10 protein-coding genes, 1 tRNA gene and 2 pseudogenes are annotated in these 10,437 nt (G+C 41.0%); 10 read left to right on the top strand and 3 right to left on the bottom strand.

The window, feature by feature from the left end:
- Positions 1-249: hypothetical protein (locus O9290_RS02130; RefSeq protein WP_288086628.1), on the bottom strand; the 249-nt coding region annotated here is incomplete at its 3' end.
- A gap of 267 nt (positions 250-516) precedes the next feature.
- On the opposite strand from O9290_RS02130, the gene O9290_RS02125 reads away from it, so the two are divergent.
- Positions 517-1,296, top strand: a complete 780-nt coding sequence (locus tag O9290_RS02125) for a pentapeptide repeat-containing protein (protein ID WP_002763888.1) — start codon at positions 517-519, stop codon at positions 1,294-1,296.
- A 41-nt stretch (positions 1,297-1,337) separates the two neighbouring features.
- Here O9290_RS02125 and O9290_RS02120 read toward each other — a convergent pair whose 3' ends face one another.
- Complete coding sequence (locus O9290_RS02120; protein WP_288059533.1) at positions 1,338-1,865, bottom strand: hypothetical protein; 528 nt, start codon at positions 1,863-1,865, stop codon at positions 1,338-1,340.
- Positions 1,866-2,237: 372 nt separating this feature from the next.
- On the opposite strand from O9290_RS02120, the gene O9290_RS02115 reads away from it, so the two are divergent.
- Genes O9290_RS02115 through O9290_RS02105 form a run of 3 tightly spaced genes read left to right on the top strand, consistent with a single transcriptional unit; the run spans position 2,238 to position 4,837 of the window.
- Entirely contained in the window at positions 2,238-2,747 is a 510-nt protein-coding gene (locus tag O9290_RS02115) for a coiled-coil domain-containing protein (RefSeq protein WP_002763892.1), read from the top strand.
- Positions 2,748-2,791: 44 nt separating this feature from the next.
- Positions 2,792-3,214 carry a hypothetical protein gene (locus tag O9290_RS02110; RefSeq protein WP_002763893.1) on the top strand — a complete coding sequence of 141 codons (423 nt, stop codon included), beginning with the start codon at positions 2,792-2,794 and terminating at the stop codon, positions 3,212-3,214.
- Between the two features lie 57 nt (positions 3,215-3,271).
- Positions 3,272-4,837 carry a protein kinase domain-containing protein gene (locus O9290_RS02105; protein WP_288057613.1) on the top strand — a complete coding sequence of 522 codons (1,566 nt, stop codon included), beginning with the start codon at positions 3,272-3,274 and terminating at the stop codon, positions 4,835-4,837.
- Positions 4,838-4,885: 48 nt separating this feature from the next.
- Here the strand turns inward: O9290_RS02105 and trhO are convergent, their stop codons facing one another.
- Positions 4,886-5,698: an oxygen-dependent tRNA uridine(34) hydroxylase TrhO gene (trhO, locus tag O9290_RS02100; RefSeq protein ID WP_288057611.1), complete on the bottom strand. Its 813-nt coding sequence runs from the start codon at positions 5,696-5,698 to the stop codon at positions 4,886-4,888.
- Between the two features lie 77 nt (positions 5,699-5,775).
- Here trhO and O9290_RS02095 point away from each other — a divergent pair.
- The 6 genes and pseudogenes from O9290_RS02095 to O9290_RS28400 all read left to right on the top strand — a co-directional run.
- Positions 5,776-5,848: transfer RNA gene (locus O9290_RS02095), tRNA-Ala, on the top strand.
- A 292-nt stretch (positions 5,849-6,140) separates the two neighbouring features.
- Positions 6,141-6,923, top strand: coding sequence for a DNA repair protein RecO (gene recO / locus O9290_RS02090; RefSeq protein ID WP_002763897.1), 783 nt, complete (start codon positions 6,141-6,143; stop codon positions 6,921-6,923).
- A gap of 22 nt (positions 6,924-6,945) precedes the next feature.
- Positions 6,946-8,436 carry an MFS transporter gene (locus O9290_RS02085; protein WP_288086626.1) on the top strand — a complete coding sequence of 497 codons (1,491 nt, stop codon included), beginning with the start codon at positions 6,946-6,948 and terminating at the stop codon, positions 8,434-8,436.
- Between the two features lie 136 nt (positions 8,437-8,572).
- Positions 8,573-9,049: pseudogene (locus tag O9290_RS02080) on the top strand (DUF4351 domain-containing protein); the annotation flags it as partial.
- Positions 9,050-9,178: 129 nt separating this feature from the next.
- On the top strand, positions 9,179-10,132 hold the full coding sequence (locus O9290_RS02075) for an RpnC/YadD family protein (protein ID WP_288027425.1): 954 nt from the start codon (positions 9,179-9,181) through the stop codon (positions 10,130-10,132).
- Positions 10,133-10,271: 139 nt separating this feature from the next.
- Positions 10,272-10,437, top strand: a pseudogene (locus tag O9290_RS28400) (calcium-binding protein); the annotation flags it as partial.

The raw sequence follows: 10,437 nt of genomic DNA, 5'->3' as shown, positions 1-10,437 counted from the left end.
GCGGGGGTGGGGTGGGGGGTGTGGGGGGGCGGGTGGGGGGTGTCGGGTGTGGGGTGGGGGGTGTAGGGTGTAGGGTGTAGGGTGTGGGGTGTAGGGTGTGGGGTGTGGGGTGTGGGAAGAACAAATAAAAATAATCTCCTGACTCCTGACTCCTGAATACTGAATACTGACTCCTAACCCCACCAACAAACTTTTTGCCGCAAACCCTAAATATAATCGAGTTTGAACAATAGATAAGTTTTTTAACAAGAGTAGTTTTAGATACTAATTACCCGATGGACTGGGGTAGAATTGGGAAAACCAGTCCAACTGTTTTAGCCAAGCTATTTAACTATGATTAAAATTAACTTGCTGTTCGGGTTATCTTCCCTTAAAAAATCGAAAAAAAACTTTACATAAACTCAAAGGAGGGCCTCGTAAATTGCTCATCTAAAAGCAGAGTGAGTTATCGGACAAAGTTTTTAGGTGCTTTTGTTGATTACTTCTTAACCACCGTCTTAAAGTAGAAGAAGGGAGATGAAAGTTAATCAGTTACTAAGACGCTACGAACAAGGAGAGCGGGATTTTTTAGCCATTGACTTGATGAGTCTAGATCTACAACAAGTGACTCTGATTGCCGTCAATTTTGCTGCGGCCAATTTGCGCGGAACTAATTTGAGTCGCTCTTTTCTGACTAAATCAAATCTGCGGGGAGCGAGTTTGAATTGGGCGAATTTAACCTATGCCAAATTAAGTCAAGCGCAATTAGTGGAAGCGGACTTAACCAAAGCCAATCTCACCGGGGCCTTTATGGTTCAGGCAAACCTGCGTAACTCGCGATTAAGTGGGGCGGATCTTTCCCATGCTAATCTCCGGGGGGCGAATTTATGCGGGGCGAATTTATGCGGGGCGAATTTATACTTAGTTAATCTCTTGGAGGCAACCCTAGATAAAGTTAATCTCAATTGGGCTAATTTGCAAGAGGCGCGGTTAAGTGGGGCTAAATGTCGTCAGATTTCCGCAAGGGAAGCCAATTTTAGCGGCTCTTTTCTGAAAGAGGTGGACTTTCAAGGGGCCAATTTAGAAAGGGCTAATTTTAGCGAGGCACGTCTGACGGGTAGTGATTTACGCGGGGCCAATTTAGCGGGTGCTAATCTAGCGGGAGCGCGTTTACAAGAAGTAAATCTACAGGGAGCGGACTTGAGGGGTGCTAACTTGACGGGGACTTGTTTTGAGAGCGTCACCGGTTGGACAGAAACCGCCCAAGAAGATGATATTTTTCCCCTAGACTGGTTTCAGCCCCGTTTTGCCACTTAAAAGTCAATATGTCTGCCGAAAGTCCCTCCTTTTCCTATCGATTAACGATTAGCTGGAGTGGTTAATCTTTGGTTAGGAATGGGGATTTGGGGAGCATTATTCGGCTCGTCCTCGAAGGGTAAAGCAGGGGGAGGAGGAGGATTGGTAGCACTGGGAGATGGTGCTGGAGATGGCGTGGGATTAACGGCAGCGGGGGGACTTTTCGGGGTGAGGACGGGTGCGGGAGAGCTAAAACCGAGGAGATCTTTGCCAAAGGGAAAAACATTCCCCCAGCGTTGAATATTGGGATGGCCAAACCAATCTTGACGGGACACCTTCACCGAGAGGAGAGGTGCGATCGCCCCTGATTTTTCGGCCGTTATCAATAAATCAATTTTATTAAGACCCTGTTGTTGATTAAAACGACTGATGATAGTTTTCTCTGCTAATTGCGATGCTCTAGTCAATAATCCTTCGTAGGATTCTCCCCGTTTAACTGTGATGGGAAGATTAACAGTGGATTGAGCAAAAACCACATCAACGGCGATAATTCCCGTCAGCAGCGTTAAAACAGTAATAGACTTGTACATAGGACAGACGGTTAAACAGGCACTCCCTCGCTAGGGTCGGGATCTTCCCTGTTAGAGTTCCCCGATCGCTTTCTTAAATTACCATGACCGCTCTCTGGCCACAATTGAAATTTTTCGGTAGCGAAATCGTCCTTAGTCCCTAGTAATAGGCAATAGGGGAATAATTGGGGCTGGCTGAATAAATCTAAAAACTTTGTTGGATAATATCTTTAGGCTTTTTTCAAATCAAAAAGTGCCAGCCGAGAGTAATCGGGGGGAAAATTCAGGGACTTTTTTCCTGAAAATGGGTAAAACCCCACACCCCACACCAACGCAAAACTTTTTTAGTATAACCTAATTGTATTTGGCCCCATCGACCAGAGGTTGTTAATTATGACACAAACTAGCGAAACCGTTACCTATTCTCTCGAATCTGTCCTAAAAGAAATTAAAGATAGCATTAAAGAGGTTAATCAGAAAATTGACTCTCTCCAAAGAGATATGGGTCAGAAAATAGATTCCTTTCAGAGAGATGTGGATCAAAAATTTGACACCCTGCAAAGAGATGTGGATCAGAAAATCGACAATCTCCAAAGAGATATGGATCAAAAATTTGACAGTCTCCAAAAAGATGTTAATCAAAAATTTGACAGTCTCCAAAAAGATGTTAATGATTTAAAAGTGGAAGTCACAGAAATCAAAGGAGATATTAAAACTCTTGATCAGAAAGTCGAAACAATGGATAAACGACTAGAAAAAGTTGAAGATAATTATGCAATCTTAGTTAAAGATATTGCTGACTTGAAAGGGTTTAAATCCCTGATTATCCCCATGGTTGTGGCTTTTTTAAGTGCCGTGGTAACTTTGGGATTGCGCGGCTTTTTTCTTGGCAACAAACCTTAATTTTTTATTTCAATAAAGTAGTTATCTGTAAGAGGGGTTTAATTATGACACAAACTAGCGAAACCGTTACCTATTCCCTTGAATCTGTCCTGACAAGAATCGAGAGTAAAATCGACAATCTCCAAAGAGATGTTAATCAGAAAATCGACAATCTCCAAAGAGATATGGATCAAAAATTTGACAGTCTCCAAAGAGATATGGATCAAAAATTTGACAGTCTCCAAAAAGATGTTAATGATTTAAAAGTGGAAGTCACGGAAATAAAAGGAGATATTAAAACTCTTGATCAGAAAGTCGAAACAATGGATAAACGACTGGAAAAAGTCGAAGATAGTTATGCAATCCTAGTTAAAGATATTGCTGACTTAAAAGGTTTTAAATCCCTGATTATCCCCATGGTTGTGGCTTTTTTAAGTGCCGTGGTAACTTTGGGATTGCGCGGCTTTTTTCTTGGCAATAAACCTTAAATATATCGGTGAATATTTTAATCATCAAGTTTATTTTGTAATCTACCAATAAAATCCATGAGTTTTTGTATTAATCCTCATTGTCCCAAACCGAAAAGTATCACGGAGAGTCGTTACTGTCAATCCTGTGGTTCCGACTTGCTTTTAAATGGTAAATATCGAGTCACAAATTTATTGAGTGCCAAAGGTGGATTTGGTAATACCTATGAAGTGATAGATGAACGTAAAATACCCAAAGTATTAAAAGTTCTTACCTACGATTCTAGCAAAGCTATTGATTTATTTCAACAGGAAGCCAATCTTTTAAAACAATTAAATCACCCCGGTATTCCCAAAGGAGAAAACTATTTTATTTATCATCCCCGGGAGAGTCAAACTGCTTTACACTGTTTAGTCATGGAGAAAATTGCTGGTATTGACTTAGAAGAATATCAAAAACAAAGAGGATTTAAACCGATTGATTATAATCTCGCTTGTGATTGGTTAACTCAGTTAGCTAATATTCTCCATGAAGTTCATAAACATAAATTCTATCATCGTGATATAAAACCTTCTAATATTATCTTAAAACCCGATGGTCAATTAGTTTTAATTGATTTTGGGGCAGCGCGACAAGTGACTAAAACTGTCCTAGCAGGAGGTAAAAATACAGGAATTTATACCCCCGGATATGCTCCTCCTGAACAATCTCTTGGTCACTCTGTCCCCCAATCAGACTTTTATGCTTTGGGCAAAACTTTCGTCTTTTTGTTAACCGGTAAAGAACCCAGTGACCCGAAAATTTACAATATTAATACCAATGAATTTAACTGGCGTAAATATGCGCCAAATATCCCTTCTCGATTAGCAGATTTTATCGATAATTTAATGGCAGAAAAACCTATTGATCGACCTAAAGACACCAAAACTTTGCTAAAAATTATTACTGATATTAAAGCCAATACCCATCAAACTAAAAAAACTAAAAAAACTAAAAAAACTAAAAATTCTTCTCTTGAAAAACCTAAAATTATTCCTATTCCCAATCCTGCACTTATTTCTTTACTCGCTGCAATTTCTCCCAGTTATGCTGGGTTTTGGCTCCGGTTAAAAGCCTCTTTAATTGATTCTTTTATCGTTCTTATTATCGCCGCTTTATTAGGTGGTTATATCTGTTTTCGCTTACAACAATGGTCAACTTTTCAAGATTTAAACCTTGATTTTGATATAGCCAAAGAAATCTGGGTTTACTACGCAGCAGGATTAAGTGCAGCTGGAACAACAATTTTTGGTTTTGCTTTATTTATAGCGGCAATTATCTATAATATTCAAGCCAAAGTTAACTTTACTCACGAACATATTGCCATCCTGACCGCTCTCGGTTTAGGAATAGTTATTAAATGGTTATATTATGTTTTCTTAGAATATCTTTTTAAAGCCACTATTGGTAAAATGTTTTTTGATTTATCCGTCACCGATAGCCAAGGCCGACGCATATCTTTTGCAAGAGCAAATCGCCGCTACTTACTAAAATATCTCTCCACTGCTCCCTTATATTTGGGCTTTTTACTGGCAGCCTGGACAAAGAAAAAACGCGCCCTTCATGACATGATTTCTGGTACACAAATCCGCAAGAAAAAGTAACCAGATGCTAGAAAAGTAGGGAGATGAGAGCGGGACGATAGGATAAAATTAACTACAATAGGGACAAGATATTCCTGCTCGGTAATTGGGGGACTGTTTATCTTTTTCATCGATGGGATGACCGCAAGCGGGACACATTTCATAATGTCCTACCTCTAAATTAGCTGTTAGTGCCACTCTTTGATCGAAAACAAAACATTCTCCTTGCCAAAGACTCTGATCAGGACTAACTTCTTCTAAGTATTTCAAAATACCTCCCTCTAGCTGATAAACTTGAGAAAAACCTTGATTTAATAAAAAAGCTGCCGCCTTTTCACAGCGAATTCCCCCCGTACAAAAAAGAGCTATTTTTTTATCGTTAATACGATCAAAACTTTCCTGAATATACTCAGGAAATTGGCGAAAATGCTGGATTTCTGGGTTAAGCGCTCCCGCAAAAGTACCGATCTTCACTTCATAATTATTACGAGTATCGATCACTACCACGTCCGGCTCTTTCAGCAATTGGTTCCACTCTTCAGTTTTGAGATGAATTCCTGTGTTTTCGAGAGGATTAGCCTTGGGTTGACCAAAAGTCACAATTTCCTGTTTTAAGCGAATTTTTAAGCGTTGAAAGGGCAAATAATCGCAAACAGACTCTTTCACCTCTAGATTAGCTAAACGAGTATCGGTTTTTAACCAACTAATCACCTCAGCGATCGCTTGACTGTTCCCGGCGATCGTTGCATTAATCCCCTCGGCTGCCAGAAGAATAGTTCCTTTAATTCCTCTTTCTTGGCAGTATTTTTGTATTTCTGGCTGTTTTTGACGATAATCTGACAAAGCCACAAACTGGTAAAAAGTGGCGACTAGATAAGACATGGCAGGCAAGGGAAAAATTAACTTGTAATATTTTTCACTATAGGTTATGATAACGAAAGTGTCCTAAAAACCAGATCGGGGGTTTAGCTCAGTTGGTAGAGCGCCTGCTTTGCAAGCAGGATGTCAGCGGTTCGAGTCCGCTAACCTCCATAGTCCTGACTGATTTCCCCTTGCTTGGTGATTAGCTCAAGTCTTCTTGGGGAGACAATTAGCTAGGGGTTGCCGAAAAAATCTAAAAACCTTGTTGGGTAAGACTTTTAGACCTTTTGTCAATCAAAAGGTACCAGATATGGGAGTGATCGGGGGGAAAATCCCTGGACTTTTTCCCTGAAAATTAGGTAATTGACCCCCTCAAAATCGGTAAAACCCTACACCCCACACCCCACACCCCACACCCTGTCCCCACGAAAAACTTTTTCAGCAGACCCTAGTTAATTATTAAATGATGTCTCGTACCTATCAAGCTACTGGAATCAATCTACAAGGAATGGCCTTCGGAGAAGCCGATCGCCTCTTAACTATTTTGACCGCCGAATATGGTTTAATTAGAGCCATCGCTCCAGGTGCGCGCAAGTATAAATCTTCCCTGCGGGGTAGAAGTGAACTATTTGTGGTCAATAATCTGTTGATAGTCGCTGGAAAATCCCTAGATAAGGTCGTTCAAGCTGAAACTATCGAATCTTATCCCAAATTAAGTCAAAATCTCGCCAAACTCACCGTTAGTCAATACCTCTGCGAACTGGTTTTAGCGATCGCACTGAGCGAACAACCCCAGAGGGAATTATACGAATTAATCTGCAGCCATCTGGCCAGAATTGAAGTCCTCGACGAGAATCAATACATACTTCCCTACCTTTGTCAAGCAATTTTTCATTTCTTAATAATTGCCGGCTTAGTGCCGCAAGTCCATAACTGCCTGTTGACGGGAAAAGCCTTAATTGGGGACAATTGCCTAGGATTTAGTTTCGAGGCAGGGGGCATAATAGATCTAGCTGCCCTCACAGAAACAATCAACCCGCCCAAAATCGATAGTAAACTGACGTTGCAAGAACTGCAATTACTGCAATGCCTAGGAAAAACAGATTTTCCCCCAGAAGAAAACCTTACCTCAGAACTAGCTTGGATTAACCTCGATCGCCTGCTGCGCCGCTATACTCAATATCATCTGGGAAAAACTTTTCGCTCCTCGGCATTAGTTGAGGGTTTATCTCCCTTAGAATTTTAAACAGATAGCAAAAATCATCATAATGCAACTGTTTGACTCAGAAACTAGCGACGCTAATTCTAGCGACTCCTCCACTCCTGTTTTTAATTCTTCCGATTCCTCACCGAGGCAATCCGACGCAGAAACCATGAACCGCTTGCCTAAACGTGCGCCCAAATCCAATCCCAGTCAGGGTTTTGCCCCAGTGCTAAAAAACCCGCGCTTTCTCATTCTCTGGGCGGGGGGAATTTTTTCCCAATTAGCGGATAAATTCTATTTAGTCCTGATGATCTCCCTAATTGCCACCCATTACCAAGAAGCCGATCAATCGATTAGCGGCTGGGTATCGGCGATAATGATTGCTAATACAATTCCGGCGGTGTTAGTGGGTTCGGTGGCGGGTGTATATGTTGATAGATGGTTAAAAAAACAAGTTTTAGTTATTTCTAACCTTTTACGCGGGGCTTTTGTCCTCGTCATACCCCTATTATTATGGTTAGTGCGCGAGCAAACTTTAGCGGTTCCCCTCGGTTGGTTGCCTGACGGTTTAAGAAATTGGCATTACCGGTTACAGGGAGAATTTAATTTACCCTTCGGTTTTTTCCTGTTGTTAGTCATTACTTTTCTTGTCTCCACCCTAACCCAATTTTTTGCCCCCGCCGAACAATCTACCCTGCCATTAGTGGTAAAACGTCGTCATCTTCTACCCGCTAATTCCCTCAACACTTTAACCACCATGGCAGTATTAATTATCGGTTTTGCCATCGGTGAACCGGTATTAGCTTTTGCTGATAGCATTTTCGGCACGAGAGCCGGACAATTTGATATTGGCAAAGTGATGATTGTCGGTGCTTTTTATATAATTGCCGGTTTAATTCTAATTATCCTGCGAACTAGCGAAAAATATGTTATTCCTACCGCAGAACAGCCCCATGTTTGGGAAGATATCCGCGACGGCATTCGTTACCTCAACAAAAATCATAAAGTTCGTAACGCTCTAATTCAATTAGTCATCTTATTCTGTATTTTTGCTGCTCTATCAGTATTAGCCGTCAGTATGGCCGAAAAACTACCCGGGTTAAAAGCCTCTCAATTTGGCTTTTTATTAGCCTCCTGTGGTGCGGGAATGGCAGTTAGTGCGATTACCCTAGGTTATTGGGGTCAAAAATTCTCCCACACCCGATTAAGTCTCTGGGGTTCCCTGGGTATGGCGGCAGCTTTAATCGGTTTATCCCTAGCAACAAAAAGTTTAATTTTAGCCTTCGCTATGACGGCTTTATTAGGGATTTTTGCCGCTTTAGTCGGGGTTCCCATGCAAACTACCCTACAGGCAGATACACCCCCCGAAATGCGCGGTAAAGTCTTTGGTTTAGAAAATAATGCCGTTAATATTGCCCTCTCTTTACCCTTAGCTGTCGCGGGTATCGCCGAAACTCAATTCGGACTCCGACCGGTATTATTAGCTTTAGCAGTTATGGCAGTTATCGGCGGCGGTTTTACTTGGTATGTTTCTCGCAATTTATCTAAAGATTAGCGTAACTTTTCAGTTATCAGTGATCAGTTATCAGTAATCAGTAGTTAGGAGTTAGGAGTTAGGAGTTAGGAGTCAGGAGTCAGGAGATTGAATAGAAAACGGGTTTCTTCAAGAAACCCGTTTTCTGGATCACCCTATTGCAGACAAAGAGCGAGCTAAGGTTAAGGCGGAATGTCTGCGCTTGTTAATCACTTTAAGGTTAGATGCGGCGAAAATGGAATTAATTTCTGGATTTATTGATACTTATCTCAATCTAAATCCGGTCGAAGAGATACAATTTCAAGAAGAGATTAGCACATTTAGTTAACCCGTACAGGAGGGAGTTATGCAAATTACCACCAGTTGGATGCGTCAAGGTATCGAACAAGGTATCGAACAAGGTATCGAACAAGGTATGGAACGCGGTATTGAACGCGGTATCGAACAAGGTATTGAACGCGAAAAGACATTGATTCTTCGTCAACTTAAACGCAAGTTAGGGGAGATTAATCCTGCATTAGAAACTAAAATTATGGAGTTAAGTATTGATGATGTCGAAGCATTAGGAGAAGCTTTATTCGACTTCTCTGCGGTTGAAGATTTAATCAATTGGTTAAATACTTTAACTGCCTAGCTTTGACGTTAGCGATCGCCTTTTGGAGAAAACGAGTTTCTTTAAGAAACCCGTTTTCTGCGATTGTAAGTACAGTATATCACAAAAATTGCTTCGGTGGTTCAAGAGAACTGATAACTGATAACTGAAATGAATAACCCAAATACTGATTTTGATACTCCTTGGAAAGATGTCTTAGAAATCTACTTTGAAGACTTTGTTTCCTTCTTTTTTCCTCAAGCTCACGCGGGTATTGATTGGAATCAAGGCTTTGAATTTCTCGACAAAGAACTTCAACAAGTGGTGCGGGATGCTGAGTTAGGCAAACGTCTCGTCGATAAGTTGGTGAAAATTTATCGTATGGCGGGAGAAGAGACCTGGGTTTTAATCCACATAGAAATCCAGGGTCAGCGAGAAATTGACTTTGCTGAACGGATGTTTGTCTATTACTATCGCATTTATGATCGTTACAGGCGTTCAGTAGCGAGTTTGGCAGTTTTAGGTGATGATAATGCTTCTTGGCGACCCAATCAATTTGAACGTGAGTTATTTGATTGTCAAGTGAGTTTTCGCTTTCCGGTCGTCAAGTTGCTAGAATTTAAGCAGCAGTGGTCAGCTTTAGCAGCCAGCCGCAATCCTTTTGCTACAGTCGTGATGGCGCATCTCCAAGCTTTAGAAACTCGGCAAAACCGAAAAAAGCGCAAGGAAGCGAAATTAGCATTAACTAAACGGTTGTACGAACAGGGTTATCAACGAGAGGATATTCTCAACCTCTTTAAGTTTATCGATTGGCTGATGAGCTTACCCACTGAATTAGAACAAGAGTTTCAACAGGAATTAAATCAGTACGAGGAGGAAAAAAGAATGCCTTATATTACCAGTGTTGAAAGAATGGGAATGGAAAAGGGGATGATTCAAAAAGCTCGAGAATCTGTCATTGATGCCCTTGAGATTCGCTTTGAGAATGTGCCTTCGGAACTGGTTGATGAGATTAGCCAAATTCAAGACACTTCTCTTCTGAAAAATCTCTTAAGACAAGCGATTACTCTTGACTCAATCTCAGATTTTCAAGGCTATTTAAATCAGTTAATCAAACCTGAATAATTCTGGTTTGTCGCCCAAGAAAACGGGTTTCTTCAAGAAACCCGTTTTCTGTATAATGTTAATTTCTGTTACAGGGGTCTTGAAAGATTGGCCATTGTTAGGCTAAAACTGTTATCAATAAACCTTTGCAGTTAACGTCATGACTACCCCTCTTTTGCCGATTCTTCCTGTTGTTGACGATGTTTTGTTCAATTTCGCTCAATCTGATGGTTTTTGGGCGAATTTAGAAACTGCTTTTGGCACAAATTATGATGTGGTTAAGGCGACGGAATTACGACAGCAGTGGAAAAGCCGAAATTTTAGTC

It is taken from the genome of Microcystis sp. LE19-41.2A, from assembly GCF_027530405.1.
GTDB classification, from domain to species: domain Bacteria; phylum Cyanobacteriota; class Cyanobacteriia; order Cyanobacteriales; family Microcystaceae; genus Microcystis; species Microcystis aeruginosa.
Note: the sequence above shows the minus strand (reverse complement) of the source record. Positions and strands in the feature narration are given on the sequence as shown.

Excerpts from the sequence above, each read along its gene's own strand:
- O9290_RS02125 (WP_002763888.1), top strand. The coding sequence starts at position 517 with ATGAAAGTTAATCAGTTACTAAGACGCTACGAACAAGGAGAGCGGGAT.
- O9290_RS02120 (WP_288059533.1), bottom strand. The coding sequence starts at position 1,865 with ATGTACAAGTCTATTACTGTTTTAACGCTGCTGACGGGAATTATCGCC.
- O9290_RS02115 (WP_002763892.1), top strand. The coding sequence starts at position 2,238 with ATGACACAAACTAGCGAAACCGTTACCTATTCTCTCGAATCTGTCCTA.
- O9290_RS02110 (WP_002763893.1), top strand. The coding sequence starts at position 2,792 with ATGACACAAACTAGCGAAACCGTTACCTATTCCCTTGAATCTGTCCTG.
- O9290_RS02105 (WP_288057613.1), top strand. The coding sequence starts at position 3,272 with ATGAGTTTTTGTATTAATCCTCATTGTCCCAAACCGAAAAGTATCACG.
- trhO (WP_288057611.1), bottom strand. The coding sequence starts at position 5,698 with ATGTCTTATCTAGTCGCCACTTTTTACCAGTTTGTGGCTTTGTCAGAT.
- recO (WP_002763897.1), top strand. The coding sequence starts at position 6,141 with ATGATGTCTCGTACCTATCAAGCTACTGGAATCAATCTACAAGGAATG.
- O9290_RS02085 (WP_288086626.1), top strand. The coding sequence starts at position 6,946 with ATGCAACTGTTTGACTCAGAAACTAGCGACGCTAATTCTAGCGACTCC.
- O9290_RS02075 (WP_288027425.1), top strand. The coding sequence starts at position 9,179 with ATGAATAACCCAAATACTGATTTTGATACTCCTTGGAAAGATGTCTTA.